A 26,422-nucleotide genomic window follows, 5' to 3' on the forward strand; every position below is an offset into this window, starting at 1 on the left:
ATATAAAATGAAATATTGAATCGACTAGTTAACTAGAGATTCAGCAAAGGGACAATTTGTGCCTTATTGCTGGATCTCTATTTTTTTTATTTGAGAAAGGGTGAGGGGATTGGTTGCGACATTAGAAATTAATCAGGTAAGCAAAACATTTAAGAATGAGAATGAAAGTGTCCATGTTTTGGATCATTTAAATCTGACCGTCAACAATGGTGAGTTCGTAACCATCATTGGTCCGAGCGGCTGCGGGAAAAGCACATTATTAAAGTTGATCGCAGGACTTGATTCAGACTTTGATGGCACGATCATGGCAGGGGATCTTAAGGTTAGCGCCCCATCTAAAGACCGTGGTTTCATTTTTCAGGAGCACCGATTATTTCCATGGCTAAACGTGGAGAAGAATATTGCAGGTAACCTTCCATTAAAGAAACCGGACATTCGAAAAAGGGTGGATGATTTGATATCACTTGTTAAACTAAAAGGTTTTGAGAAGGCGTATCCACGCCAATTATCCGGAGGAATGTCGCAGCGTGTTGCCATTGCCAGGGCCTTATTGCGTAATCCTGAAGTTTTATTGCTGGATGAGCCATTCGGTGCATTGGATGCATTCACGCGAACGCATCTTCAAGAGGCTTTACTGGAAATATGGGAGAGAAATAAGACAACGATGGTGCTTGTCACCCATGATATTGATGAATCCATCTTTTTATCGAGGAAGGTGGTCGTCATGGATGCAAAGCCTGGACGGATTAAAGCTATCGTTCCGATTGATTTGCCATACCCAAGAACCCGAACAAGCAAAGCGTTCCAGGAATTCAGGGCCGTCATATTAACACAACTTGAACATCATCCAGCAGAGGTGGAAGATTGGAGCATTTAATTGAATTTTTGAAAAAGGAAGGATGAAAATTATGTCTACACAGACCGTTGCACAAAACAAGCACCTTGTCATAAGGGAAACGACAAAACAATCCAAACTTGCCAAATCGGCATTGCGGGGTTCGGTACTTCCCGTTGTCGTGTTGATTGCATGGCAAGCATTAGGTTCGGTTGGCATCCTGCCTGCCCAATTGTTCTCATCCCCTTTATTGATCGTCATGACGTTCATTGATCTCGTCCAGTCGGGGGAAATGGGCATGCATTTACAGATCAGTTTAACGCGGGCTTTTCTTGGCTTTGCCTTAGGTGGGTTTTTAGGCTTATTGTTTGGTGTCATCGTTGGGATGCAAAAAAAATCCGAAGAGTATCTTAACCCAAGCATTCAAATGTTACGAACGGTTCCTTTACTCGCGATCACGCCTTTATTCATTATGTGGTTCGGGTTTGGTGAACTATCAAAAGTGCTGCTTATTGCTTTAGGTGCTTTTTTTCCTCTATATCTACAAACTTTTTTGGGTCTTCGGAATGTGGATAAAAAACTCTACGATGTTGCCCTAATCTTGGAGTTTAGCCGTCGGGAACAAATAACGAAGCTCATGATTCCGGCAGCATTGCCTAACATATTACTTGGTATCCGTTTAGCCTTAAGTGCGGCTTGGATGTGCCTGGTCGTCGCTGAATTGCTTGGTGCGGATAGAGGGGTCGGCTTCATGATCCAGGATGCCCGTTCATTCATGCAAACGGACGTCGTATTCGTAGGCATCATCATATTTGCCCTCGCTGGTAAAATCTCAGACTCGTTTGTCCGCCTTTTAGAAAATCATTTGCTGAAATGGCAAGATAGCTTTAAAGCGTAATTGAAAAAGGATGACCGCCCGGTGATGGGGGGTCATCCTTTTTCTTATTAGGTATGTATGTTTAATCTATTTTATTATATAAGGGCAAATAAATGGTGAACGATGTTCCTTTGTTCACTTCGCTCTGTACCACGATTTTCCCTTTGTATTTTTGAACGATGGAATAACAAACGGTCAGGCCGATACCGGTTCCCCTATCTTTAAGCGAGTAAAATGGGGTGCCAAGTATTTCAAGCTGCTCTTTTGATAACCCTATTCCTGTATCCGTTATTCGTATTTTTGCCATAGTGCGTTCCTGCTCTGTTTCCACCTTGATGAATCCGGGTTTGTTCATTGACTCAATTCCATTTTTCATGATATTGACCAGTATCTGTTTAAGCTCGATGGGATTCATGTTAATGTGCAGGTCGTCACGGAAATCGAGAAGAAAGCCGATGTTGCGATTATTGGCAAAACTGGTCAATAGGTCGGAAATCTTTTGGATTTCATCATTTAAAGGAATGACCTGTACATTATCCGTTTGCGGTTTAGCTAAAGACAAATAGTCATTGATAATCACTTGTGTATATTCAAGTTCCGTAAGCATGGTCTGTACATAAAATTTTTCCGTTTCATTCAGTTCCTTCTCTTGATCTAATAGCTGGGCAAACCCTTTAACGACTGTAATCGGATTACGTATCTCATGTGCAATGGTGGCAGCTAGCTGTCCGACTGAGTTCAATTGCTTGGCCTGCTGTATTTCCTTATGAAATGCATTATTGGATTCCATCCTATTATTGGTTCCTATGAATACGAATACCAATATGATTTGTATAGCGATGAAATTAAGCGTGTTGCCGAAACTATCCAAAGCGACATATTCATAAGTGTGTTGAAGATCCGTTTTTGAAATGATCAAGATGGAAGCGGGACCTAATAAGATATTTAAACTGGCCACAATATAAAACCCGATCTTATCAAAGAGAAAAATGGGAAACAAGGGTGCTATAGCGAATAAGGCCAGCATGATGGCAGTATCCGGGAATATCCAAAACTTGCTATAAAAATAAACAGTAATTAAGAAAATGAATAGGGTTTTATAAAAATTGACTTCTGTTTTTAAGAAAAATAACAGAGAAATTATCATCCCCGATATTAAAATGACCTGTAATGTCATCTCGTAGGGATTATCTTTCCAACTTATAGGTGATACAGAAATCCCAACTAATAGTAAAAAGGATATCATTGCCATGAAAGCCTTCAGTATAAATCGGTGTTTGTTTTGATAATATTGATAATTTTTTAACATAATTCCCCTTAGTATTAATATTCTGTTTGCTTAATAGTAATATGATACTAGTTTTTTGTAAATCAGAAAAAGATAGATTTTGTCATCGATAACCTTTCTATCTATATTATGGAAATGGAAAGGTGTGTCAACATCGGTGCGTCCTCTCCAATATATGGGATTTATCGTCTGAAAGTTTGGTTTATTATAGGTATGGAAGATTTAAATTGTTTGAATAAGAAGCATGACTTGCATAAAAGCGGAGGGTTTAGAAATATTTAGTTATAATCATTTGGACGATCGTTTTTTTCTACTATTTCAATATGTACATGCCAAGAAATATTTTATATTTTTTTAGAAAAAGAGGCTTTTAGAAGGCTTCTTATCATTAATCAAACAATAAAGTTTTCATTCAACTTTTTGGTTGGGTAGAACGTACTGCATGAATGCCCTGTTTTTGATAGGTTATTTTAACCATTTTAACTACTATATTATTTCTTTACATTATATTCGCTGTAGATTCACATTCCCCTTTTAAAATAATGGTAATAATAGGAGGGAGAGAGGGAAATGAAAACGAATCTAAAGAAATTCGGTTTTTGTATGATGAGCGCGGCCTTTATATTGCAGGCTACTTCAATGGGGGCCTCCGCTGCAAATGGAAATCATTCCAATTCGTCTATTTATGAGAAGAAAATTGTGAATGTCGCACATAGGGGAGCTTCTGGTTATGCACCTGAACATACCATTCCCGCTTATCAAATGGGAGAACAAATGAAAGGCGACTACATAGAAATCGATCTTCAAATGACCAAGGATGGTAGATTGGTAGCAATGCATGATGAAAAAGTGGATCGTACAACGAATGGTACTGGACTTGTGAAGGATTTAACGCTGGCAGAAATCAAGAAACTGGACGCCGGTACTTGGTTCAATGAAAAATATCCACAATTGGCAAAAGAGGGATATGAAGGGTTAAAGGTCCCTACTCTTGAAGAAGTCTTTAAGAAGTTTGGAAAGAAGGCCAATTACTATATCGAAACAAAGTCCCCTGATGTGTATCCAGGGATGGAAGAAGAACTTCTGCAGGTTCTGGAAGAATATAAAATGGTGGATTCGAAGGGCCGTACAAACAATGTATTAATACAATCGTTCAGTAAAGAAAGCCTTATGAAGGTTCATGACTTGAATCCAAAGTTACCTCTTGTGCAACTTTTTTCATACAAGACCCAAGCAACCATTTCCGATGAAGAATTGGAATCCATAAAGGAATATGCAGTTGGCGTTGGCCCGAACTTTAGTAAAGTTGACGGACAATATGTGAAGATGGTTCGAAACCATGACCTCCAATTCCATCCATATACAGTAAATGAAAGAGCCGATATGAAAAAGGCGCTTGAATGGGGTGCAACGGGGCTGTTTACGAATTATCCCGATGTGTTCAACGAGGTACTAAGTGAGTATAAACACAAAGATAATGGAAATAAAGTTACTAAATAAATAGTTTCAAATGTGAGTTCCGGTTTCCGGGGCTTTTTTTTTGTCATCCAGGTGCAGCATAATGGGCGATTAATTCTTGGGGAAATTAGATGTCCATAGGCTTAGTAGTCTTTCGGACGGGTATATAAAATAAATCAAGAAAATTTTAGGAGGTTGATTATGAAGGCTGTAACTTTTCAAGGAGCAAAAGATATACAGGTAAAACAGGTTGAAGATCCGAAACTTCAGGAAAAGGATGATATTATCGTCCGAGTGACTTCAACAGCTATATGCGGGTCCGACCTCCATATATATCAGGGGGCTTTGCCGACGCATAAAGATTATGTCATTGGCCATGAACCGATGGGCATCGTCGAAGAAGTGGGTCCGGAAGTGACAAAGGTGAAAAAAGGAGACAGGGTTGTCCTGCCTTTCAACATTTCTTGCGGGCACTGTTATTATTGTGAACATGATATGGAGAGTCAATGTGATAATTCCAACCCTAATGAAGCGGTGGATACAGGCGGGTACTTTGGTTTTACGGAACGATATGGGAACTATCCAGGCGGGCAGGCAGAATATTTAAGGGTACCATATGGAAACTTCATGCCGTTTGTCATCCCAGAGTCATGCGAACTAGAAGATGAGTCGCTTTTGTTCATGTCTGATGTGCTGCCAACCGCATATTGGAGTGTAGAGAACGCTGGCGTCAATAAAGATGATACGGTAGCGATATTGGGCTGTGGACCGATTGGATTGATGGCTCAGAAGTTCGCTTGGATGAAAGGAGCAAAAAGGGTCATTGCCATCGACAATCTACCTTATAGACTCAATAAGGCTAAACGGATGAATAAGGTAGAGGCGTATAACTTCGATGAATATAACGATATGGGCAGCTACATTAAGGAAATCACTTCAGGCGGGGCCGATGTAGTCATAGATTGTGTGGGAATGGATGGGAAGAAATCGACGATAGAGGCGATTGAGCAAAAGCTGAAACTTCAGGGTGGAACGTTAAGTGCGATCGAGATTGCCCTTAACGCCGTACGTAAATTCGGCACGATTCAACTGACTGGCGTATACGGTTCGAAATATAATATGTTCCCATTAGGCAATATATTTGAGCGGAACATTAACCTGAAAATGGGACAAGCACCAGTCATTCACTACATGCCAAAGCTTTTTGATGAAATCACGGCTGGAAAGTTCGACCCCACGGAGATCATATCCCATAAAGTCCCTCTCGAAAAAGCGAGTGAGGCTTATCAAATCTTTAACGATCATGAAGATGAATGTATTAAAGTGGTGCTAAAGCCATAATGTGAAGCTTATAAAAAGTCCAATGCATGGAGTTGCATTGGACTTTTTGGTTATGTTCATAAATAGTTAATGGTGTATTATGGATAAACGTATAAATGACTCGTGATAAATGATCATCATACCCTTGAAGTGAGGAAATAGGGTTACACTTTTTTTACCATGATGCCGTTTTAAAGGGGCTTCCGATGATGAAGGAGAGATGCAGTGCCAAGTGAACTTGAATAAGGGTTTTTGGTAAGGGAATGGAGTATTTATATTATATAATGATAGTGACAAAAGGAGGATGTTCAGATGGTATATAACTCGGCAGCAGAACTTTGTGAAGGGTTTGGTTATCCGCCCGTTCACGTTAAATTGACGATAGAGATCATAGATAAGAGATTGGGACCTGTAAAGGCAGAAGCGGAGATTGCCATCAAGCCTGTTAAGGCAAAGGGATACCTGGAAGTATTGGTGGAAGAATTGGAATCGGAGCATATCTTTGCCGATGAAAATGGCAGTATCTATGGCAGCTTCGGCATCGATCAAAGCATCCAGATATATGATGAGGTCCTGACTACCATTCCGTTCGAAGAGATAATGGGAAATGAAAATTGGAAAGAGACAGTTGAGGAATCCATCACGGCGGATAAACTAAGGGAACAACTGGGGAAATCCCTAAATGATTATCAATTCAGTGATTTGAGCGGGAAATATAAATTCAGGAAAAGATGTAAGATAACAGAACTCCAATTCATAGATTAAACGAAAGGAGAAGGCGATATGCTTTCTCTTTTTTACATATGGCCATAATGTTTTTCCTTATGATAATTAAATTCTTGCAGTGACACAATTTGGAGAACCTTTGACCAGGTTTTAATGGTTTCAATTTGCATTTATTATATTGCTTTACATAGGTTAATATATTGTTAAGGGCTTTTATAAGAAATAGAAACGAATATTTTAAAAGATAAAAAGGAGAATATATGAAAATTGGTTTGGTACGGCATTTTAAGGTGGCACATGAATTTCCTACTGGGAAATCTGTGACGGCGGATGATATGAAGCAATGGTTTGTGGACTATGATGCAGCGGATATTATTTATGGAACGACTTTATTTGGCATGGAGGAATGGCAGGAATGTTATTGCAGTGATATGTCGAGAGCCGTCAAGACAGCGGAACACATCTTTCCAGGCACGGTTCATCGGATGGAGGAGCTGCGGGAAATTCCTTCTCCCCCTCTGAGGGGAAGGATTAAGCTGCCGTTCATCCTTTGGGCCATCTGGATTCGCTGCTGCTCGGTGATCAACAAGCAGACAAGGGCGGAAATTAAGTTTGCTGAGCAAAGAATCAAAAAAGTATTGGATGAAGTCTTTGCAAAGGGGGAAAGGAATGTTCTGATCGTGAGTCATGCCGCCCTCATGGTATATATGAGGAAAGAGCTGATCCGACGGGGGTTCACCGGTCCAAAATTCAAGATTGCCAGCAATGGAAAACTGTATGTATTTGAAAGCGGAAAAGGGAAATGAATATATGGTTCCCACCGGAAAAGGGAAGCCATTTTGCGAAGAAAGAGGCATGCATTTTCCGAATAGTTATTCTTTTTTTATTGGTTGTGGTTTATTATTGTAATAGTGTAATTTTTACGAATTCAATATTGGGGAAAGAGGGGTGGACATTTTGCTGAAGGCAGTTTTTTTTGATTTAGATGATACATTACTATGGGATCAGAAAAGTGTAAAAGAGGCTTTTGTGGCCACATGCGAAGTTGCCAAGGAGAAATATGGTCTGAATGTCGACGAGTTTGAAGAAGCGGTGCGGAAGGAAGCGCGTGATCTTTATTCTTCTTACGATACATATGCATTCACTCAAATGATTGGAATCAACCCATTTGAGGGACTATGGGGGAATTTTCAGGATGATCATGATGAATTCCGGAAGATGGCCGGGATTGTACCGGCTTATCGGAAAGAAGCGTGGACGAGGGGCTTGAAGGCATTAGGGATCAATGACCCGGAATTTGGACTTGAACTGGCAGAACGTTTCCCGGCCGAAAGACGCAAAAAGCCATTTATCTATGAAGAAACATTCCGTGTTCTGGATGAATTAAAAGGGAAGTACAAATTGCTATTGCTTACGAACGGATCTCCTGAGCTGCAAAATACCAAACTTGAAATAACGCCTGAACTGGTTCCTTATTTCGACCAAATCGTGATTTCAGGCGCATTTGGACGAGGTAAACCGGATGCCTCCATTTTTGAGCATGCTTTGGAAATCATGGAGCTAGATAAGGATGAAGTATTGATGGTCGGCGATAATTTAATGACCGATATCCTTGGAGCATCACGGGTAGGCATAAAGTCGGTTTGGATAAATCGCCATGATAAGGAACGGAATGAAGTGATTCCAACCTACGAAATCACGCATTTAGAGGAGCTTTTCCCTATCCTTGGGAGCCTGGGGAATTAATTGGCGGTCCTCCTCCAAATAACAAATTTTTAGATGATTGCAGAGAAAATACTAGGTCTTTTAAATTATTTACAGAATGAAAAGGGTGAGATATAGTTACCCTGTAATCAATTAAATTATTCAGACTAGGGGTGTCCAATAAAAGTTGGGCTGAGAGAGAAGCGCTTAAGCTTCTTAACCCTCAGGACCTGATCTGGTTCATACCAGCGTGGGGAAGTTAGAATCTACTAAACGATGACCTTTCAATTGGTCATTTCTGTAGTCATACTAACGTTAGCCGGGTCTTAAATATGAGACCTGGCTTTTTCGTGCGAAGTGGATTGGATTTTGTCCTTTTTAAATGAACTTAAAAAGGAGAAATGAAATCATGAAGAGTAATTCAGTAAATGACATGAACGTTTCAATTATGTCCAGTTTTGCCGGGAGTAAAAAAGTGTATGTTGAGGGATCTAGACCCGATATTAAAGTACCTATGCGTGAAATTGAGCTAAGTCCGACGACAGGGGCATTCGGCGAAGAGGAGAATCCGCCTTTACGTGTATATGATACAAGCGGCTTCTATACGGATTCAGAATATCCGATTGATATTCATAAAGGCCTTGCCCCGATTAGACGCAGCTGGGTTCTGGAACGGGAAGATGTTGAAGAGTATGAAGGGCGTGAAATAAAGCCGGAAGATAACGGATATAGAAAAGTGGAGTCACAATCCAATGCCGAAGTTTTTCCGGGATTGAAAAGAAAACCATTGCGTGCGGTGAAAGGGAAAAACGTAACCCAGCTCCATTATGCCCGCAAAGGGATCATTACTCCAGAAATGGAGTTCATTTCGATCAGGGAAAATGTAGCCCCTGAGTTTGTAAGGGAAGAGGTAGCTAGCGGGCGGGCAATTATTCCGGCAAATATTAACCATCCTGAAAGTGAGCCGATGATCATCGGACGTAATTTTCACGTGAAGATAAATGCGAATATTGGAAATTCAGCTGTCAGTTCATCGATCGAAGCTGAAGTGGAGAAAATGACTTGGGCTACACGATGGGGTGCAGACAACATAATGGATCTTTCCACAGGAAAGAATATTCACACGACGCGGGAATGGATTATCAGGAATTCACCTGTGCCTGTTGGGACGGTTCCGATATATCAAGCATTGGAAAAAGTGAATGGGGTCGCGGAAGATTTAAATTGGGAAGTATTCCGGGATACATTAATCGAGCAGGCTGAGCAAGGTGTCGATTACTTCACCATACACGCTGGTGTGCTTTTGCGATACATCCCAATGACAGCAAAGCGAGTTACGGGTATTGTTTCCCGGGGAGGCTCCATCATGGCACAATGGTGCTTGGCCCACCACCAAGAAAGCTTTCTCTATACACACTTTGAAGAGATTTGTGAAATCATGAAGACGTATGATGTTTCTTTCTCATTAGGTGACGGTCTCCGTCCGGGATCCATTGCAGATGCAAACGATGAGGCACAATTTGCGGAATTGGAAACACTTGGGGAATTGACGAAGATTGCTTGGAAGCACGATGTTCAAGTCATGGTGGAGGGACCCGGTCACGTACCGATGCATTTGATTAAAGAAAATATGGATAAACAGCTGGAAGTCTGTCAAGAAGCACCATTCTATACCCTGGGACCATTGACGACGGACATAGCTCCTGGATACGACCATATCACTTCTGCGATTGGTGCTGCCATGATTGGATGGTTTGGAACGGCCATGCTTTGCTATGTGACACCGAAAGAGCATTTGGGACTTCCGAATAAAGAGGATGTTCGGGTAGGGGTCATTACTTATAAAATTGCAGCACACGCAGCTGATCTTGCAAAAGGCCATCCGCAGGCAAGAAAACGGGATGATGCCCTTTCGAAGGCTAGATTCGAATTTCGTTGGAGAGATCAATTCAATCTTTCCCTTGATCCTGAAAGGGCGGTTGAATATCACGATGAAACTCTTCCGGCAGAAGGTGCCAAAACAGCCCATTTCTGTTCAATGTGCGGACCGAAATTCTGCAGTATGAGAATCTCTCAGGACATCCGTGATTTGGCGAAGGAAAAGGGTCTGGGCTTTGAGTCGGTAATCGATGAAGGGCTTAAAGAAAAAGCGAATGAATTTAGGAAAACGGATGGGGAAATCTATCAATGATTCCGACGAGAGGGAGAATTCGATGAATCGGGTAATCCAGATAAAAGTTGAAATGAAACAGTTGGAAACTCAATTGGAGCAGCTGAAAAGAGAGCTGAATATTTTTCGGGAGAATTGCAACCATGAATTTGTGAAAAATGATTATAGTCAACAATGTACAAAGTGCCACTTGATCGAAAGTCTTCAATGGTAATGATTCCTTAATCGTCCTTTTGGAATGAATCCCTTAATCATGTTGATTCGATTACAAACATGATTAAGGGGATCTATCATTACTATTTACATACTTGTTTTATTGATATGAAGGGGAGGAGGGACAAGCCATCCTTTTTCCTTATTCAATCTTAGGAAGTCAGCACCCAATGCAGCTTTGTTGGTATGGAATTGCGCAAACATCTGTGCAATATCTTCGCGGATGCATTGACCCATCATTTGGCTGCAAGCAACTAATCCTGCATTAATATCGATTGATACTGAAGCGGAGATTTCAGGATCTTGAAGACGTGCCCCGACGGGAATATCCTCCAAATTAGCTTTAGGCCTTTCAGGTGGTGAGGGAGGCAGTCCTACGTTATTTTCTTTTAATAATGATTCAAGTTGGTCATGTTCCTGTTTCCCTTGATCGATCACTTCAACAAGCAATTTATGCAGGTCTTTGTCGCCAGTATGATTAAGCATGGTTTGATGACAGGCAATCAACCCTTTTGTAGTTGTTAGAAATGCCCATGTTCCAAAAACCTCTCCGTAATGCATAGGCTCATCTTTCGGATTTCCGCTTAAAATTCCCATAACCATCCTCCTTGAAATTCATTAACGAATTTAAGTTACCCTGAATTCATCCAAGCATGCATCGTTGATGTTTGGGAAATGTTAGAGGGCTTTTAATGCTTACCCTTTTATTCCTTGCAGCCATTCTTGATAACATTCATCACACAGCATTTCGTTTCTATCCGTGTCAGTAATTTGAAATGTTACGATATGGATTTTTTTTTCTTCCGTGACATCACTACAATAGAAGCATTGATGTGTCATTAGAAATCCTCCCATGTATATAAAGTGTTTATAGTTTAAAGCGCCACGGTTTTTTTATACAGAAAAAATGATGCAGCAGTTTTTTGGTCTTCTTGGAAGAGTTTAGATTGAATAATCCGGTTGGGGTTTAACATACTAAACGTGTTCGCTTGATTGATAAAATGAGGAGGGAAATACAATGCAAAACCAATATCAACAAGGTCAAGTACACCAGAACATGCAAACGGGTGCTATCCCCCCACAATTGAATCACGGTGGTCACGAAGTATTCGATGTACATGAAGTGCTGTCGGGAGCGATCGGTACTTTAAACACGTATACTCTTTTGCGTCAGCATGTCCAAGATCAGGAATTACTCGACATTCTGGATCGTCAATATCAGTTCATCCAAGATGAATATAATATTTCATTGGAGTGCTTCCAAACGGGCCAGGATCCTTCTAAACGGACTGAGAGCTACAAAATGAATCAAGGTAACGATTTTATATATGGATTGACACCAACTCAGCCAAAAAAACCTTTGCAATCCGTATCGGAAATTACGGATGAATGCATTTCAGGCTTGATGCTTGCGGCTGTTAAGTCTGCGGCATCCATGAAGGCGATGGCAGCACTTGAAATAACGAATCCGGTGGTTCGCCGCGTATTTGCAGATTCCGTTCCGAACTGCATTGAAATGGCCTATGAGATTTCGATATATCAAAACAAACATCATTATTACCAAGTTCCGCAGCTTGCACAGCAGGATATGCAACAAATGATGAATTCGTATGCCCCCGCACAAGGGAATAACAACAACATGAGTCATTAAAAGCAGTTATTAATAACATAAAGAAGGGATAGGACTGATTCTCCTATCCCTTCTTTATCATTGTTTCATCTGATTTATTTCCTGAATACATTCCTGGACGAGGGTAACAGCCTGACTCATGGTTGCTCCTCCGCCAAATGCCGCGGTCACACCAATGGCTTCAAGAATTTCTTGTTCGGAACAGCCTTGAACAAGACATCCTTTTGTATGATAGATAATACAGTATTCATCTTGTGAATATAAGCTTATTCCTAGTGCGATAAGCTGTTTTTCTTTCTTGGACAATTGACCTTCTTTAAAGCACTCTTCCGTAAACGAATTGAATTTCTCAGCAAGATCTGGCATTTTATGCGTAAAGACACCGATTCCAGCTTTATAATCACGAAGAGCATTTTCAGTAGAATTGTTCGCTTCATATTCCATTTTTCATTCAGCTCCATCCAAAATTTTTTCATCAAAAATTAGTATGAGCTAAATGTTGGACGATTAAACAGAAACGCAGGAGTTTACCGAAGTAATCATGGAACCGCCTTCCTATAAGGCAAGTGACCCCTTGGGCCGGGTAACTTTGAACCATTGATAGCAAAGGATGCATATAAGTGCAACGTCAATCGCATCACCAGCATAGTACATTAACATTCCGCCATTTTCCGCTTGTACCTTGGTGACTCCGTTTGGCGGGTGGGCAAAAATATATTTAGAAAGGATATCATGGCCGGCCAGTGAAATTGTAAATACGATAGCTCGAAACATAAAGCTGAACCTGTGGGGTGCAGGGTCCATATAAATCATAGACGCAGTGAATAGATAGCCTGCTATGAACACGTGGAAATGCACTAATGCATGCAGAAGGGCATTCTGATGCATCAACCCGTACAGACCAGTCGTATAAAGGATCCAAAGCCCTCCAATATTAAGCGCAGAGGCAGTGATTGGATTGCTTAAAAATCGCAGCGGCCAACTTTTCAACACCTTTGAAAGGCGTCTTGCTGATTGTACATCAAGTGTTCGCAGTGCAAGCGTAATGGGTGCAGCAAGCACGAGCAGGATGGGTGCAATCATTCCAAGCAGTAAATGACCAACCATATGCGCCGTGAAGTCCATATGCGCACGATTGGCTATTGGGCCTATAATTGCAGAGGCTGCACAGAGAGTGCCAAGAATCCAAAAGAAGGTACGGTATAATGGCCATTTTTTATAGCGGCGGTTCGAAATGATGACAGCTGCGATATAAATCACTAAACCCGGCATGAGTAGCATCAATAAAATCGGTTCAAAAACAGTTCCGTTATCATGAATATGTCCATTACTGTGCATTGCTGGCGTCTTCTTTCATTTTAAGTAAGCTGCGCCTTGTTTGAATGACGAGGGTAATGCCAATCAAGATCATGATTGTAGCGGCAATGTTCCAAGTCAAGTCGTATGGGAAAATATCGACATTGTAACGGATTTGATGGAGGCGCATGAGCTTGTGCTGGATGATTCCGTCATATAACTGGAAAGAACCTGCCCCGAGCAAAACTCCCCCTATCCACCTTTTCAGCCATAACCCCTTTCGACGGCGAAGGTCAGCGAACATGAATAACGACCCGACCGTTGCGAACCAGCTTAGGGCATGAAATAAACCATCCGAGATAAGCCCGATACTGGTTGTGGATTTGTCATAGAAATGATGCCAATGTAATAGTTGATGAAAGATGGCTTCATCGATGAATGCAACCAATCCGATCCCGAATAGAAAACCGGACCATAGGTTACGAGCGGAATAAGTATAACGTAATTCTGAAATGGATTGATCTCTTTGATTTCGGGGCTTGAAATCCATTTTTCATCCTCCTTTTTCCTATATATGGTTCTTTCTACTTTACCCTGTATTTTAAAGTTATAGACAGGTAGATGGACCTTTTATATATCTTATTTATTGAGCGATTCATAGCACAAAGAAAATCCTTGGCTTATTAGTTCAGTCATCAATGTTAATGGTATGTAAATTTCTTCTAATTATTGTTCATGATAACTGAATTATGGTTTTAAGTATGTACAGGCGGGTAATAAAAAACCGTACATCATAAAAAAAAAGGAGGAGTTAATATGTTTCGCCATCAAAAAGAATTGCAATTTGAAGTTAAGGTAGATCGACCAGATCCGATGCTTGCCCGTCAAATTCAGGAAGTGTTAGGTGGACAGTTTGGGGAAATGACTGTCATGATGCAATACCTTTTTCAGGGATTTAACTGCCGTGGAGAAGAAAAATACAAAGATATGCTGATGGATATCGGTACAGAGGAAATTGGACATGTAGAGATGCTTTGTTCACTCATTAGTCAATTGCTTGATGGCGCTTCTCCGGAAGATCAAGCAGAAGCCGCAAAAGATCCTGCTACAGCAGCGATCATGGGTGGTATCAATCCCCAGCATTTGCTCGTAAGCGGTCTTGGCGGACTGCCAACCAACTCGAATGGGGTGCCTTGGAACGGATCTTATATCGTAGCCAGCGGAAATTTATTAGCAGACATGCGATCCAATCTGCATGCTGAAAGCCAAGGACGCCTTCAAGTGGCCCGTTTATATCATATGACAAAAGATGAAGGGGTACGTGCTACCTTCCGTAAAATGTTAGCCCGTGATCGTTACCACCAATATCAATGGATGGCGGCCATTGCAGAACTTGAAGAAAAAAATGGCGTGGTTGTTCCCGCATCATTCCCACCGGAAGCGGAAATGGAATCTCAACCGGAAGCGTACGAATTCTGGAACTTATCGGAAGGTAATGAATCGGCAGATGGCCTATGGGCAACAGGAAGCGCCCCAGATGGTACGGGAGATTTTGTTTATGTAGCTGAACCAGTCGCAAAAGGACAGATTCCTAACCCTAAGGTTCCGGCAGCACAATTGCATCATGACCTGGATAGAAGTCAATCGCTTAATAAAAGATAATATAAACTTTTCAAAAAAAGCTCGATGGCCCCGAAAGGGACATCGACTTTTTTTATTCTATCTTATTTGCCAAAACCTAATTATTTGCTTGTGGATATTTTTTGGAGTAGGATAGTTTCCATCTTCAAGACAAACCATTTTAAAAGGATGGTCACTAATTAATTGGTAAGGAGTGGGGCAAATGAAAGCAGTAGTGGTTAAAGAACCGGGTGGTGCAGAACAATTACTATTTAAAGATTTTTCAAAGCCCGTGCCCGGTAAAGGGGAAATATTAATAAAGGTTAAAGCGTCTGCGATAAATAGAACGGATATTGTTTCCCGGGAAGGGAAAACCGGTTATATGGCCAATCCAATATTGGGGATTGAAGTTTCCGGGGAAGTGGTGGAAACAGGGGAAGGTACAAATATACAAACGGGGACGAGGGTGATGGGCCTTGTAAACGGCGGCGGTTATGCTCAATATGCCTTGATGCCGGCTGATCGTGCAATGAAGATACCGGATAACCTGTCATTTGAAGAAGCGGCAGCGATTCCTGAAGTATTCTTGACTGCGTACCAAACCTTGTTTTGGTTAGGTGAATTGACGGATCAAGAAACGGTATTGATTCATGCTGGCGGAAGCGGTGTAGGCACAGCAGCTATCCAACTGGCAAAAAAACTGACAAAAGCGAAAATCATCACTACAGCCGGCTCAAAGGAAAAATTGGATTTCTGTCACTCACTAGGAGCGGATATCTGTATCAACTATAAAGAACAAGCTTTTGATGAGGAAGTACTGAAAGCTACAAATAATCAAGGAGTGGATGTTATCCTGGATTTCATCGGTGCTTCTTACTGGGAGAAAAACCTTAAAAGCATAAAAACTGATGGACGATGGGTACTGATAGGCATTCTAGGCGGAACTGTAGTCGAGAAGGTAAACCTGATGGAGCTTCTCTTAAAAAGAGTTCAATTAAAAGGCACTCTACTAACTCCCCGGAGTGATGAATATAAAAAAGAGTTAACGGAAGAATTCGTTAATAAGGCAATGCCGTTGTTCCGCAAAAATGAAATCAAGGCAATCGTGGACCATGTCTTCCCTTTTGAAGAGGTACAAAGGGCGCATGAACATATGGAAGCTAATAAGAATGTAGGTAAAATCATCTTACAGGTAAATGAATGATTAAAGAAAAACTGCCTCGGTGCATGAATGGGGGAGGTTGCCCATGATTCAGACAAGATTGGGCGACCTCTTTTCAGGTGATAAGCAAAAGGTGGAGCTGATGGCAGATTGATTGAAGGATGAAATATGGACAAAGTATAATGAATATATACAAAGTCAAGATACGCTTCGCCGGTATCTGTCTAAGGGGGGAATCTTAATGAATGAACTGAATGTATTATTCAGGAAAAGAATAGGGCTCCAGGAAGATGTGAAACTGACATTTGAGAAATTAGACGAAATTCTCGATAAGACAGCGAAAACCATTCCTTTTGAAAACTTATCGATCATGGCATCCCATCTGAGTGATATCAATAAAGCGAATATCATGAACAAAGTCCTCCTGAGGAATGAGGGGGGATTATGCTATGAATTGAATTCAGCCCTTTATTTTTTCCTGTTGGAAAATGACTTTGATGTATCTTTGGTTCGTGGTGTCATCTATAATCAGGGGTGGATGACCATAGGAAGGACACATGTCACCATTCTATTGAACCATGAGGGCCAAACCTATTTGATCGATACGGGTTTTGGCGGGAATCTGCCATTAAAACCAGTTCCGTTGAACGGAGAAACGGTCGTTTCCCAAAATGGCGAATTCAGGATAAAAAAAGAAAGTACTAACCACGGAGATCATATCCTTGAATTAAAACTGAAACATAAAGATCGCGATTGGAGAATAGGCTATGCTTTCGATTCTTCACAACCCGTGGGAAATGTAGCGGAACTTAATGAGGTCCAAACGATCATCAGGGAAAATCCCCAATCGCCATTCAATAAACATCCATTAATCACCCGTTTGACAAACAGCGGGAACATCACTTTAACCGATACTTCCTTTATACAGTGGGAAAATGGAAAAATGACGAAAGAAGAAATAGATGGAACACGATTTAAAGAGTTAATGAAACAGCACTTCGATAGATAGTATAAAAAAATCTGAATATCAAAGGCATCCTTATCGAAAGATTGTCCATTCTAGACAGTTTTTTATAGAATGGTCTTTCCATAGGATGTCATGGATATGCAAGACTTAGAAAACTATTACTATATTAATGTGCGACACTCCTGCCGAATAGTTGGCCGGTAGAGAACCCGCTGAATGCTTTATGGCGGAAAAGTAGCGAATTTCTGAGAACACTTGAAAACTGTAGGCAAACTGTCTTACTACGAATTTGTCTACAGTCTGAAACATCCATTATGGATGTTTTACTATTTATTCAATACATTCGAATTCAGTGGGGTGAGAAGGATATGGAGAAGAAGAACCGATTGGTTTTTACTAGATCGAATGCAGCTGCTAAACGAAAATTCGATGAAGCCATCACCATTTTGGAATATAGTGTAATGCTTGTTGAATTCTTTGGATTACAAGAATTCAACAATATAATTGCCGGACAGTTAAGGCTGATTCTATGTGAAACGAAAAATACGCGCATAAAGCGGGAAAAGGTCACAATTGACCAATCCTTAATAAAGAAAATCAATCCTAACCCGAAACTGTATCCCATTAAAGACTCCAATCAAATGAGCAATGATCATGATCATATTACTGAAGAACTCTTCGATTATACTAAACAAAGGATTGAGCTAAAGCTTTGGAGAAATCAAATTATCTATAAAATCGACATCGAAGGAAAAAACCAGGAAATTAAAGTCATTGATTTTATTAAGGAGACAGCTAATAAAATTGGCGGTGCACATGCTGAATCAAGTTTCCCTAATAAGTCCATTATTTCTGATGGACATACGAAAATCATGTTAATAGGTATAGCGAAAGGGTTATTCAAATCCATAGGCAGGGATTATAAAAAACATGCCTCCCTGAACCTTTCACATATCATGCAAAAAATCGAACAATCAACTTTGGAAGACTAGACAGAGGAAGGACTTTTGACCAAGTCCTTCTTGCTTGATTTCCAAGCACGATCCGGCAGGAATGAATACCTCAAATACCCTCTCTATCACTAAACCATTCTTTTTCCTCGTTAAACCCCGCTCGATGGCATGCTGTTCACTTTTATCCAGACCTTTAATATGATCGCCATCAGGTTACATTCAGTCACGAGTGTACTCCATATTTTCTGCATATTTAATTGGTAAGATGGATGTAATCATAAAGGAGGTTTTATTCAATATGAAAATAAGAACAAAATTGCCTATCATCTTATCATTATTTGCAGCCCTGTTTTTAGTCCTTGGAGCATGTTCCAACAGCGATGATAAAAACAAAGAAGAGAAAGAAGTAAAGGAACATAGTGAAATGGACATGAACCATTCTAGCTCGGATGATGTTCCGGAGGGATTAAAACCGGCAGAAAATCCAACCTATGAAGTTGGAAGTCAAGCGATTATCGAATCAGGTCATATGGAAGGGATGAAAGGGGCGGAAGCAACAATAGTGGGTGCCTTTGATTCGACTGCTTATGCAATTTCGTATACCCCTGCAACTGGAGGAGAAAAAGTGGAAAATCATAAATGGATCATTCACGAAGAAATCAAAGATGCAGGTGAAGTGACGTATGAACCCGGAGCGGAGGTTACAGTAAATGCTTCTCATATGGAAGGGATGAACGGGGCAGTCGCTGAAGTTGAATCTGCCGAAAAAACGACTGTTTATATGGTCGATTTCACACCGACTACGGGAGGAGAAAAAGTGAAGAACCATAAATGGGTAACTGAAAGCGAATTATCTGCGTCTAAATGATTTAACATCATGAGTTCAAAAACAGAAGAAAAAAGGATTGGAAACTCCTTCTTCTGACTAGGAGGCTTGGCAGAAAGTCGTCGGAAAGGGAGCGGATTTCGAAAAAGGGTATGTGTAATGATTTCCAATCCAGGCACTCGCTTTCCGCGGGCGGTCCGGGAGCCTACTCGGCGTTCGCCTGCGTGGTCTCCCTGGCCACGCTTTTCCCGCAGGAGTCTCGTACCTTCCGTTCCAATCAACTGGAATTTTATAAAAGTAATATTGTATGGAAACTGGCTCTTTTCCAATTCGTCTACAGTCTGGCTGTCCCATCAATTTTTTGACAAAAGGGAGTTCGGATTGGTCCCACCCCGAACCATGAAATATTAAAACAAGATTAGATTTTCATTGATGTTTTTTCTCTATAATCCTTATGGGATTGAAGAAATTGCGACTGCCGAATAACTGGCTAGCCGAGACCCCACAGGCGCTTCTGCCTAGGAGGCTTGGCAGAAAGTCGGAGGAAAGGGAGCTGGTTTCCGAAAGGGGGGATGTGTAATGATTTACACTCCAGGCACTCGCTTTCCGCGGGCGGTCCGGGAGCCTACTCGGCGTTCGCCTGCGTGGTCTCCCTGGCCACGCTTTTCCCGCAGGAGTCTCGTACCTTCCGTTCCAATCAACTGGAATTTTATAAAAGAAATATTGTATGGAAACTGGCTCTTTTCCAATTCGTCTACAGTCTGGCTGTTCCATCAATTTTTTGACAAAAGGGAGTTCGAATTGGTCCCGCCCCGAACCATGAAATATTAAAACAAGATTAGATTTTCATTGATTTTGTCCACAGTCTGAAGGAATGGTAAACAAAACCATTCCTTTTTTGTGTGAATGAATTTTCTTGAAAATTACTTTACTTGGAGTGTAAAACATTAGTTTCTGTTAATATGGCTTTATCAGAAATATGAAAATGGGGTGCAAGTATGATGGCTGGATTAATTATTAGACCTTTTATGGAAAGTGACCTTGAGGCGCTGAGCAATTATTGTTTACCTATAGGACAAGCAATCTATACTTCTATACCTTTAAAAGTTATCGAAGACTTCAGGAAGGATAAATATAACCTCCCCATGGTCATTTATTTAGATGAGGATTTGATTGGTTGTTTTGCCTTATATACGGATAAAGCGGGAAATCAATATACAAATAATGAGAATGCGATCCTTCTTAAATCATTCTCCTTGGATTTGCGCCATCAAAAAAAGGGGCTAGCTTTTAAGGCGTTAAAAGTGCTGCCTGATATGATCAAACTAAGTCATCCAGATAAAGATGAGATTATTCTAACGGTGCATCATTCGAATGTCCCAGCGATAAATTTGTATAAGAAAGTTGGATTCATTGACAAAGGATACAGATTTAACGGGGAAGAAGGGGAGGAATTCATTTTCCACTTTGCTCTGGATCAAGGGGGATTTAACTAACTTCTGGAATGCTTTGTCCCGATAGGAAAAGCATGTAATTAAACGACAGTATACAGTCAGCTTAAATATGATGAAGTCGTTAAACGCAAAATAAGCATCAAAACGATGCTTATTTTTTTGAAGATATTCTAAACGATATGATTAAGAATTCATGGAATCCATCCTATAATTTCTAAAATCGTCAGAAGAATCTCAAAGACAATGAGAATTACAATGATCCATTCAACGAATAGTCCCCTGATCGAATGGCTAATGTTAGAAAACCCATCCATGATGTTATATAAAATTTCGGTTTTACTTTTCAAGATTTTATACCGATCATTCAATTCAAAAAATTCAAGCATTCTATCATAAAATTCGCCGGCAATGCTGCTTGTCCATGTAATATCAGGTTTATCCAGAATCATGATATATGCCAGGGTATTGTACTCGTGACGTACGATTTTTGCCGTAGTCCTCGCTAGTTCCTTGTTACCGATTCTGAGCTTGCCTTTTTCCAGTCGGTCAATCATGGCTTCAAGCTTGTCGTGGATTTTTCCTAGTTGCTCCTCCGTCTTTTCAAGTGCCACCGATTTTGCGAGAATGGTGGAAATTAATTCAGGGTAGAAAAATTCATATTTAGGAACAACTACATATTCGTCTGTCAAATTGATGTTTTCAGTTTCACTGAAGTGAAGGCTGTAATCATCCGTATATCTATCTACATTGACGAGATCAATGTCGGGCTCGAATGAATGGATAAAGGAGGAAAATGCCTTGATCTCATCCTCATGTGAGTAATTGATGAAAACGATGCTGCCAAAGGAAAAAACCAGCACCTGCTGCGATTCGTCCACATTTTTATAAAGGATGGAACGTAGAATATCGCCTTTAAGAATTAAAGGCTCTTCCCAGGTGAATTTTTTGGGGATGCCGCAATGAATGGCGATTTTGTTCAAATCGATTTCATTAGTGATTGCACATGCTTTAAAGGTAATTGCCTCCATCTATATCACTCTCTTCAGCAAATTGGTCTTTTTTCGATTTTATTCTATTCTTACAAAAACATGCTTGAATAATTCTGGAAGTAGAAAAAAGTCAACTGAATAGGATATAGAAAGTGATCAATAGAAAAATATGATTTTACTGTATTTAAATAACCAATATTCCATAAATTTCTTCGGAAGGTATATGGATAAAAGATGAAAGTTTTGTAGAGATGTCATGAACATAAATCCCGCAATCCAGCAATATATTCGTATGTTTATTCAATAAAACAGGAATTTGCCTGCTCTCACTTTGGCCAACAAACATTGTTTGATTTCTAACGGCTAAACCGCGGGTATAACCAAGGCATTTAAAAATATCTTCCTCATTTCTTTTTACTAGGAATTCACCTGAAACACAATAAAATATCTTATTATCATAATGAAGTACGCTGTGAGGCTGGAGTAATTTATCATGACAAATCTTAACCACTTTTCTTTCCTGTAAAGAATATTCCAGAATCACACCTTGGTAAGTTTTATTAGCGAAAGAGAGGGAATTTTTCCTTGGAGGATATGAAAACATTGATACATATAGCTTATCATTTGCTATATACAGATCGTTGACGTGGCAAACATCGTCATTTTCAGGTGAAAATCTAATTTCATCGATTCTTTCCAAATTGTTTTTCAAATTATAAATACCAATTGAATTAGTTTTGGTTTCAATAATATAAGCTTTATCATTATCTATTGCTACACCATGTAAATCTAATTCTGTAGATAAAGCCTTATTCATTATAACATTTAGGTTTTCATCCAAAATGAAGATTCCGTGAGAATTTGAAATTACGACAAAAGAGCTTCCGTATTTTGTAATGCCTGTACATCCAACATTTAAAATCTTTTTTATTTCAGGTTGTTGTTGTTTGAAATGGACTAAATAAAGACCACCTTTATGATTGCAGCATGAAATTAATAATTGACAATCATCTATGGGTATCATGTAGATTTCACCTCTTTTTCTTATATAGTATGAATTTTAATTGTAATAGTGTGGACAAGTTATGGAGGATGATAGTGGACATTTTATATCGGTTTAACAGGATTGTTCGTTTTGAAATGGGCTTTAGGCCCTAAACTCCCAAACCCTATTAATAGTATGAAAATATAATAGTTTATAGGTAAGAGGGCGATTCCGCAAACTGGATCGTCCTTCTTTATTTTGCTTGTTTATACATACTTAAACTTTACAAAAACATATAAAAGTTCATGAAAACTTTACCTTTATTTACAGAATTCTAACATTGATGTCAATATTCAGTAATACATGTTTGTTATAATCGATTGACGGTTTTAAAAGTGGTTGGAAAAGGGTCTTTTAAAAATCCTTCATTTACAGATAAGTAGCAGGCTGATTGAAGATGACTGAATAGTAGGAGTGAACAAAAATGGAGGAATCTATAAATCTATATGAGCTTACATTTAGTGAAAAAGATAGATATGTGATCATTACGAATGCTTATCCACATGAAGATCAGTTATATCGGAATGGGTTTATCCACCGAAGAGTCAAGGCTTATCTGGATGAGGGTTTGAAGGTGGATGTCTTTGTTTTGCATCCTGCCTATAAAAAAGCGGAAAAGTATACGTATGAAGATGTGCCTGTTTATCGAGGAACTGAACAGCATTTGCGCATTTTCTTAAATCATAAAATACATAAAAAAGCGCTCATTCATTTTGTTAATCCAAAAATGGTGCAAGCGATAAAAGAAACGAACACGGATTTACCGATTATCACCTGGATACATGGATTTGAAACGGAGGCATGGCATAGAAGATGGTTTAATTTTCTTGAAAGCCCTGAAAGCTTGAGGAAGATACTTGAAATGTCGGACGATTATTATGTATCACAGCTTTCTTTTATGAATTGGTTTTATCAAACGACTGAATTGGATACAACCTTTGTTCATATATCCAAATGGTTCAAAGAGCATATAGCGGAATGTGATGCAAGAGCAGAATCGAAAAATTCAATAATCATTCCTAATGTCATAGATGACAATCTGTTTACCTTTATTGAAAAGCCAGCTGAAATTCGGACAAAAGTCCTTTCAATCAGGCCATACGCTTCACGAAAATACGCCAATGACCTATCGGTGAAAGCAGTGCTGGAACTATCGAAGAGACCATACTTCGATAAGTTGGAATTTGCATTTTATGGCGATGGAAAATTGTTCGATCAAACCGTTGAGCCAATCCGGGATTTTGGGAATGTAACGATTCATAAAGGTTTCCTTTCTCAGGAGAAAATCGCTGCATTACATAAGGAGTATGGAATTTTCCTTTGCCCGACCCGTTTGGATTCTCAAGGGGTTTCCATGTGTGAGGCAATGTCGAGCGGACTAGTGCCGATTTCAACAGATATTACGGCAATCCCGGAATTCGTTAAACATGACGTTTCTGGCCTTCTAACAAAACCTGAGTCTCCTACCGATATTGCCGATGCAATAGAGCGCTTATATTACAACTCGGACGTATTTTTAAGAGTGTCAAAACAAGCTTCTCAGTCGATTCGGGAAAAATGCGCTGTAGATGTTGTTATAAAAAGAGAATTGGAGATCATCCAAGGTTAATGGAGGGAGTTTTTTCAATATGGACGAGCGAAACGAATATTGGAAAACGATGTATGAGGAACTCGAATTACAAATGAAAGACATGATGTCCATGACATTGGAGCTCATAGAGAGCAACGGCATGGAAAAACAAAAAACCATTGAGAAAGTTACAAAAGAAAATAATAGGCTGCGAGAAGAATTAGAAAAAAGTAAGATGGCCCAAATGGAAAATATTAAGCTTAACAAAGAAATACGAAGACTTAAGTTGTTAGAACATAAATTCAACGTTACGTATGCAGGGAAATTTACATTAAAATATCTTGCGCTTAAATCATCTATTAAAGAACAAATAAAGAAATAAAAATTCATATCAGATTTCAGTCATTGGAGTGAAAACTTTGAATTCACATGAACTAGTTGAAAACAGAAAAATGAAGGTACTTCTATTTGGCTTTATTGACATGAATTCAATGGATGGATCTGCAGTATTTTTATCTTCCTTAGCATCGACCATTGCGTTAGATTCCAACATCGAAGTTGACTTACTTTTAGCTAGTCCGGTCAAACGTGATATCTTAATTCAGCCACTAGAGAAATTTGATAATATAACCATTCTCAATCCTTTTGTAGATCCTTTTTTTTATGCCGCCGGTGATGAATGGGTAAAAAAAGGTGTCATTGATTTCGATATAGCTGAAATGCTCATTTCTCATTATTGGAGTCAAAAGGAATATGATTGGCTATTTGTCAGAAGCATTGAGACTGTTGAAAAAATCGCAAAGCATAAGCAGATCATAAAGAATACATTAGTTTATGCTACAGGATTGACTCACATAGGTCAGGATGTTAATGAAGAGAAATTCGAGAGCATCAAAAATATATATGATCAGTGTGCGTATTTCTTATGTCAAACAGAAGAGATGTGCGAATTTGTCATCGAAATTCTTAATTTGAATAAAGAAAAAAACAAAGTTGCCCTGCTTACCCCGATGATACCAAACGTTGAATCAGCGGAAGGGCAGACCCGGTTAAAAAACAAGCTTGTATATACAGGGAAATTCGACCCGGATTGGAAGACCATTCCCATTATTACTGCTTTTAAAGAATTAAAACGTGAGATCCCGAATCTATCACTTGATGTGGCGGGGGATAAATTCAAATGGGTTAAAGATGATTCTCAGTTTAAGGAAGAGGCGGCATACCTCCTTAAAAATACGGATGGGCTTACATGGTACGGTGCTTTGACAAGGGAGAATGCCCAACAATTAATCGTGAATAGTGATATTGGGATAACCTGGAGAAGTGAGGAAATGGACAGCAGTCTGGAACTGTCTACAAAGCTATTGGAATATGGGATTTTAAGGAAGGCTGTAATAATGAATCCAACCAAAATGCATATGAAGCTTTTTGGCGAAGATTACCCGTTATATGCTGTTACAGAGAAGGATTTCCGTGACGCTGTCAAATTAGCATTATGTAATAAGGATATATATGAGTTTGCGGCACAACGAATGTATCAAGTTAGCAGGCAGTTTTTATTTTCGGAAGCAATAAAAAAACTGCAAGGACCATTATGGAGCAAGCGCATTACCGATTATGTGAATGAAAGTGCGAATATGTTTTATATTGATGAAGATGACTTTGATGAACTGATTAGGCATACATCATTAAAAAAAGTGAAAATATTGCCTGCGGAGTTTAATGTTGACGAAGTTTTCACTTATATTGTCAAAAACATACCTGAAGAAATAAAACGAGTCGAAAAACTGTTTAAACTGTCTGGGTATGGTCAAATCATTTCAGCAGAAAAAGCTGGATGTTATACATTTCTCCACATCCATAAAAGGTATGGAAACTTTGAACGAAATTTTCAAAATAACGTCCCTTATCTAAAAACGATAGGATTTGAAACCTTTGGCAATCCAAAGCTAAAACCAAAAGATGTGGAGATTTCAATCAAAGAACGGGCAGTTGTTGATAAAGAAAAATATGATATGAAAGGGAAAAATAAGGAATTAGCTAAAGAAGTAAAGGAATTAAAAAAACTGAACACAGTTCAACTTAAACAAATTACTAAGCTAGAAAAACAAAATCAAGCACTTGGACGTAAATATGATTCACTTTCAAAGTCGAAAATGGGTAAAATGACATTCAAGTATTGGGATTTAAGAAAAAGGCTTAACTTTTAATAAGAAGGTAAGCCTGCAATAGAATGGTAAACACTTCTTAACTCTATATCAGTCAAAGGAAAGCTCCTGAATGCTTCTGGCTTACAGGGGCCTTTGTCAATTATATCGA

At 39.6% G+C, this 26,422-nt stretch carries 27 protein-coding genes and 1 riboswitch; of the genes, 19 read left to right on the plus strand and 8 right to left on the minus strand.

Annotation, left to right across the window (positions count from 1 at the left end; all coding sequences use genetic code 11):
* Positions 1-109 precede the first annotated feature (109 nt).
* Both OTG27_RS05675 and OTG27_RS05680 read left to right on the plus strand, forming a co-directional pair.
* Positions 110-877 carry an ABC transporter ATP-binding protein gene (locus OTG27_RS05675; RefSeq protein ID WP_268936451.1) on the plus strand — a complete coding sequence of 256 codons (768 nt, stop codon included), beginning with the start codon at positions 110-112 and terminating at the stop codon, positions 875-877.
* Between the two features lie 22 nt (positions 878-899).
* Positions 900-1,733 (plus strand): ABC transporter permease, encoded by an 834-nt coding sequence (locus OTG27_RS05680; protein WP_052137178.1) that lies wholly within the window; start codon positions 900-902, stop codon positions 1,731-1,733.
* Between the two features lie 61 nt (positions 1,734-1,794).
* On the opposite strand, the gene OTG27_RS05685 is transcribed toward OTG27_RS05680, so the two are convergent.
* Positions 1,795-2,964: a sensor histidine kinase gene (locus tag OTG27_RS05685; RefSeq protein WP_176548602.1), complete on the minus strand. Its 1,170-nt coding sequence runs from the start codon at positions 2,962-2,964 to the stop codon at positions 1,795-1,797.
* Positions 2,965-3,570: 606 nt separating this feature from the next.
* Between OTG27_RS05685 and OTG27_RS05690 the strand changes: the two genes are divergently transcribed.
* From OTG27_RS05690 to OTG27_RS05720, 7 genes are all read left to right on the plus strand, one after another.
* A complete protein-coding gene (locus tag OTG27_RS05690) occupies positions 3,571-4,500 on the plus strand; it encodes a glycerophosphodiester phosphodiesterase (RefSeq protein ID WP_374941242.1) in 930 nt (309 codons plus the stop codon).
* Between the two features lie 159 nt (positions 4,501-4,659).
* Positions 4,660-5,799, plus strand: coding sequence for a zinc-dependent alcohol dehydrogenase (locus OTG27_RS05695; protein WP_098864918.1), 1,140 nt, complete (start codon positions 4,660-4,662; stop codon positions 5,797-5,799).
* A 291-nt stretch (positions 5,800-6,090) separates the two neighbouring features.
* Positions 6,091-6,543, plus strand: a complete 453-nt coding sequence (locus OTG27_RS05700; RefSeq protein ID WP_268936452.1) for a hypothetical protein — start codon at positions 6,091-6,093, stop codon at positions 6,541-6,543.
* A 221-nt stretch (positions 6,544-6,764) separates the two neighbouring features.
* A complete protein-coding gene (locus OTG27_RS05705) occupies positions 6,765-7,310 on the plus strand; it encodes a histidine phosphatase family protein (RefSeq protein ID WP_268936453.1) in 546 nt (181 codons plus the stop codon).
* A 151-nt stretch (positions 7,311-7,461) separates the two neighbouring features.
* On the plus strand, positions 7,462-8,250 hold the full coding sequence (locus OTG27_RS05710) for an HAD family hydrolase (RefSeq protein ID WP_268936454.1): 789 nt from the start codon (positions 7,462-7,464) through the stop codon (positions 8,248-8,250).
* A 117-nt stretch (positions 8,251-8,367) separates the two neighbouring features.
* Positions 8,368-8,482: riboswitch (TPP riboswitch) on the plus strand.
* A 135-nt stretch (positions 8,483-8,617) separates the two neighbouring features.
* A complete protein-coding gene (thiC, locus tag OTG27_RS05715) occupies positions 8,618-10,399 on the plus strand; it encodes a phosphomethylpyrimidine synthase ThiC (protein WP_048684249.1) in 1,782 nt (593 codons plus the stop codon).
* A gap of 22 nt (positions 10,400-10,421) precedes the next feature.
* On the plus strand, positions 10,422-10,592 hold the full coding sequence (locus tag OTG27_RS05720; RefSeq protein ID WP_153246124.1) for a hypothetical protein: 171 nt from the start codon (positions 10,422-10,424) through the stop codon (positions 10,590-10,592).
* An 86-nt stretch (positions 10,593-10,678) separates the two neighbouring features.
* Here OTG27_RS05720 and OTG27_RS05725 read toward each other — a convergent pair whose 3' ends face one another.
* Together OTG27_RS05725 and OTG27_RS05730 are read right to left on the minus strand one after the other, a co-directional pair.
* On the minus strand, positions 10,679-11,188 hold the full coding sequence (locus OTG27_RS05725) for a DUF3231 family protein (RefSeq protein WP_063577312.1): 510 nt from the start codon (positions 11,186-11,188) through the stop codon (positions 10,679-10,681).
* A gap of 99 nt (positions 11,189-11,287) precedes the next feature.
* Positions 11,288-11,431, minus strand: coding sequence for a hypothetical protein (locus OTG27_RS05730; RefSeq protein WP_176548603.1), 144 nt, complete (start codon positions 11,429-11,431; stop codon positions 11,288-11,290).
* Positions 11,432-11,609: 178 nt separating this feature from the next.
* Between OTG27_RS05730 and OTG27_RS05735 the strand changes: the two genes are divergently transcribed.
* Positions 11,610-12,242: a spore coat protein gene (locus OTG27_RS05735; RefSeq protein ID WP_268936455.1), complete on the plus strand. Its 633-nt coding sequence runs from the start codon at positions 11,610-11,612 to the stop codon at positions 12,240-12,242.
* Positions 12,243-12,299: 57 nt separating this feature from the next.
* On the opposite strand, the gene OTG27_RS05740 is transcribed toward OTG27_RS05735, so the two are convergent.
* From OTG27_RS05740 to OTG27_RS05750, 3 genes are all read right to left on the minus strand, one after another.
* On the minus strand, positions 12,300-12,665 hold the full coding sequence (locus OTG27_RS05740) for a carboxymuconolactone decarboxylase family protein (protein ID WP_268936456.1): 366 nt from the start codon (positions 12,663-12,665) through the stop codon (positions 12,300-12,302).
* A 111-nt stretch (positions 12,666-12,776) separates the two neighbouring features.
* Positions 12,777-13,502: a cytochrome c oxidase assembly protein gene (locus OTG27_RS05745; protein WP_374941246.1), complete on the minus strand. Its 726-nt coding sequence runs from the start codon at positions 13,500-13,502 to the stop codon at positions 12,777-12,779.
* Between the two features lie 46 nt (positions 13,503-13,548).
* Complete coding sequence (locus OTG27_RS05750) at positions 13,549-14,067, minus strand: DUF2243 domain-containing protein (protein WP_057275556.1); 519 nt, start codon at positions 14,065-14,067, stop codon at positions 13,549-13,551.
* A 266-nt stretch (positions 14,068-14,333) separates the two neighbouring features.
* On the opposite strand from OTG27_RS05750, the gene OTG27_RS05755 reads away from it, so the two are divergent.
* The 6 genes from OTG27_RS05755 (at position 14,334) to OTG27_RS05780 (ending at position 20,541) form a co-directional block, all read left to right on the plus strand.
* Positions 14,334-15,179, plus strand: coding sequence for a manganese catalase (locus OTG27_RS05755; RefSeq protein WP_034305265.1), 846 nt, complete (start codon positions 14,334-14,336; stop codon positions 15,177-15,179).
* Between the two features lie 181 nt (positions 15,180-15,360).
* Positions 15,361-16,341, plus strand: coding sequence for an NAD(P)H-quinone oxidoreductase (locus tag OTG27_RS05760; protein ID WP_268936458.1), 981 nt, complete (start codon positions 15,361-15,363; stop codon positions 16,339-16,341).
* Between the two features lie 199 nt (positions 16,342-16,540).
* The gene (locus OTG27_RS05765) at positions 16,541-17,308 is read left to right on the plus strand and encodes an arylamine N-acetyltransferase family protein (RefSeq protein ID WP_268936459.1); all 768 of its coding nucleotides are present in this window, start codon (positions 16,541-16,543) and stop codon (positions 17,306-17,308) included.
* A gap of 326 nt (positions 17,309-17,634) precedes the next feature.
* Positions 17,635-18,258, plus strand: coding sequence for a hypothetical protein (locus OTG27_RS05770; RefSeq protein WP_268936460.1), 624 nt, complete (start codon positions 17,635-17,637; stop codon positions 18,256-18,258).
* A 259-nt stretch (positions 18,259-18,517) separates the two neighbouring features.
* The gene (locus OTG27_RS05775) at positions 18,518-19,087 is read left to right on the plus strand and encodes a YdhK family protein (protein WP_268936461.1); all 570 of its coding nucleotides are present in this window, start codon (positions 18,518-18,520) and stop codon (positions 19,085-19,087) included.
* Positions 19,088-20,043: 956 nt separating this feature from the next.
* Positions 20,044-20,541: a GNAT family N-acetyltransferase gene (locus OTG27_RS05780; protein WP_268936462.1), complete on the plus strand. Its 498-nt coding sequence runs from the start codon at positions 20,044-20,046 to the stop codon at positions 20,539-20,541.
* A 149-nt stretch (positions 20,542-20,690) separates the two neighbouring features.
* On the opposite strand, the gene OTG27_RS05785 is transcribed toward OTG27_RS05780, so the two are convergent.
* Both OTG27_RS05785 and OTG27_RS05790 read right to left on the minus strand, forming a co-directional pair.
* Positions 20,691-21,527, minus strand: coding sequence for an RMD1 family protein (locus OTG27_RS05785; RefSeq protein ID WP_098185620.1), 837 nt, complete (start codon positions 21,525-21,527; stop codon positions 20,691-20,693).
* A 145-nt stretch (positions 21,528-21,672) separates the two neighbouring features.
* The gene (locus OTG27_RS05790) at positions 21,673-22,512 is read right to left on the minus strand and encodes a DUF4915 domain-containing protein (RefSeq protein WP_268936463.1); all 840 of its coding nucleotides are present in this window, start codon (positions 22,510-22,512) and stop codon (positions 21,673-21,675) included.
* A 445-nt stretch (positions 22,513-22,957) separates the two neighbouring features.
* Between OTG27_RS05790 and OTG27_RS05795 the strand changes: the two genes are divergently transcribed.
* The 3 genes from OTG27_RS05795 to OTG27_RS05805 are packed head-to-tail and all read left to right on the plus strand — an operon-like array spanning position 22,958 to position 26,313.
* Complete coding sequence (locus OTG27_RS05795) at positions 22,958-24,142, plus strand: glycosyltransferase family 4 protein (protein ID WP_268936464.1); 1,185 nt, start codon at positions 22,958-22,960, stop codon at positions 24,140-24,142.
* Positions 24,143-24,161: 19 nt separating this feature from the next.
* Positions 24,162-24,485 (plus strand): hypothetical protein, encoded by a 324-nt coding sequence (locus OTG27_RS05800; RefSeq protein ID WP_134402175.1) that lies wholly within the window; start codon positions 24,162-24,164, stop codon positions 24,483-24,485.
* A gap of 37 nt (positions 24,486-24,522) precedes the next feature.
* A complete protein-coding gene (locus OTG27_RS05805; protein ID WP_268936465.1) occupies positions 24,523-26,313 on the plus strand; it encodes a glycosyltransferase family protein in 1,791 nt (596 codons plus the stop codon).
* Positions 26,314-26,422: the final 109 nt, after the last annotated feature.

The sequence above is a fragment of the Peribacillus sp. AS_2 genome, from assembly GCF_026891895.1.
GTDB lineage: Bacteria > Bacillota > Bacilli > Bacillales > DSM-1321 > Peribacillus > Peribacillus frigoritolerans.

Excerpts from the sequence above, each read along its gene's own strand:
- OTG27_RS05680 (WP_052137178.1), top strand. The coding sequence starts at position 900 with ATGAAAATTATGTCTACACAGACCGTTGCACAAAACAAGCACCTTGTC.
- OTG27_RS05685 (WP_176548602.1), bottom strand. The coding sequence starts at position 2,964 with ATGGCAATGATATCCTTTTTACTATTAGTTGGGATTTCTGTATCACCT.
- OTG27_RS05690 (WP_374941242.1), top strand. The coding sequence starts at position 3,571 with ATGAAAACGAATCTAAAGAAATTCGGTTTTTGTATGATGAGCGCGGCC.
- OTG27_RS05695 (WP_098864918.1), top strand. The coding sequence starts at position 4,660 with ATGAAGGCTGTAACTTTTCAAGGAGCAAAAGATATACAGGTAAAACAG.
- OTG27_RS05700 (WP_268936452.1), top strand. The coding sequence starts at position 6,091 with ATGGTATATAACTCGGCAGCAGAACTTTGTGAAGGGTTTGGTTATCCG.
- OTG27_RS05705 (WP_268936453.1), top strand. The coding sequence starts at position 6,765 with ATGAAAATTGGTTTGGTACGGCATTTTAAGGTGGCACATGAATTTCCT.
- thiC (WP_048684249.1), top strand. The coding sequence starts at position 8,618 with ATGAAGAGTAATTCAGTAAATGACATGAACGTTTCAATTATGTCCAGT.
- OTG27_RS05720 (WP_153246124.1), top strand. The coding sequence starts at position 10,422 with ATGAATCGGGTAATCCAGATAAAAGTTGAAATGAAACAGTTGGAAACT.
- OTG27_RS05725 (WP_063577312.1), bottom strand. The coding sequence starts at position 11,188 with ATGGGAATTTTAAGCGGAAATCCGAAAGATGAGCCTATGCATTACGGA.
- OTG27_RS05730 (WP_176548603.1), bottom strand. The coding sequence starts at position 11,431 with ATGACACATCAATGCTTCTATTGTAGTGATGTCACGGAAGAAAAAAAA.
- OTG27_RS05735 (WP_268936455.1), top strand. The coding sequence starts at position 11,610 with ATGCAAAACCAATATCAACAAGGTCAAGTACACCAGAACATGCAAACG.
- OTG27_RS05740 (WP_268936456.1), bottom strand. The coding sequence starts at position 12,665 with ATGGAATATGAAGCGAACAATTCTACTGAAAATGCTCTTCGTGATTAT.
- OTG27_RS05745 (WP_374941246.1), bottom strand. The coding sequence starts at position 13,502 with ATGCTACTCATGCCGGGTTTAGTGATTTATATCGCAGCTGTCATCATT.
- OTG27_RS05750 (WP_057275556.1), bottom strand. The coding sequence starts at position 14,067 with ATGGATTTCAAGCCCCGAAATCAAAGAGATCAATCCATTTCAGAATTA.
- OTG27_RS05755 (WP_034305265.1), top strand. The coding sequence starts at position 14,334 with ATGTTTCGCCATCAAAAAGAATTGCAATTTGAAGTTAAGGTAGATCGA.
- OTG27_RS05760 (WP_268936458.1), top strand. The coding sequence starts at position 15,361 with ATGAAAGCAGTAGTGGTTAAAGAACCGGGTGGTGCAGAACAATTACTA.
- OTG27_RS05765 (WP_268936459.1), top strand. The coding sequence starts at position 16,541 with ATGAATGAACTGAATGTATTATTCAGGAAAAGAATAGGGCTCCAGGAA.
- OTG27_RS05770 (WP_268936460.1), top strand. The coding sequence starts at position 17,635 with ATGGAGAAGAAGAACCGATTGGTTTTTACTAGATCGAATGCAGCTGCT.
- OTG27_RS05775 (WP_268936461.1), top strand. The coding sequence starts at position 18,518 with ATGAAAATAAGAACAAAATTGCCTATCATCTTATCATTATTTGCAGCC.
- OTG27_RS05780 (WP_268936462.1), top strand. The coding sequence starts at position 20,044 with ATGATGGCTGGATTAATTATTAGACCTTTTATGGAAAGTGACCTTGAG.
- OTG27_RS05785 (WP_098185620.1), bottom strand. The coding sequence starts at position 21,527 with ATGGAGGCAATTACCTTTAAAGCATGTGCAATCACTAATGAAATCGAT.
- OTG27_RS05790 (WP_268936463.1), bottom strand. The coding sequence starts at position 22,512 with ATGATACCCATAGATGATTGTCAATTATTAATTTCATGCTGCAATCAT.
- OTG27_RS05795 (WP_268936464.1), top strand. The coding sequence starts at position 22,958 with ATGGAGGAATCTATAAATCTATATGAGCTTACATTTAGTGAAAAAGAT.
- OTG27_RS05800 (WP_134402175.1), top strand. The coding sequence starts at position 24,162 with ATGGACGAGCGAAACGAATATTGGAAAACGATGTATGAGGAACTCGAA.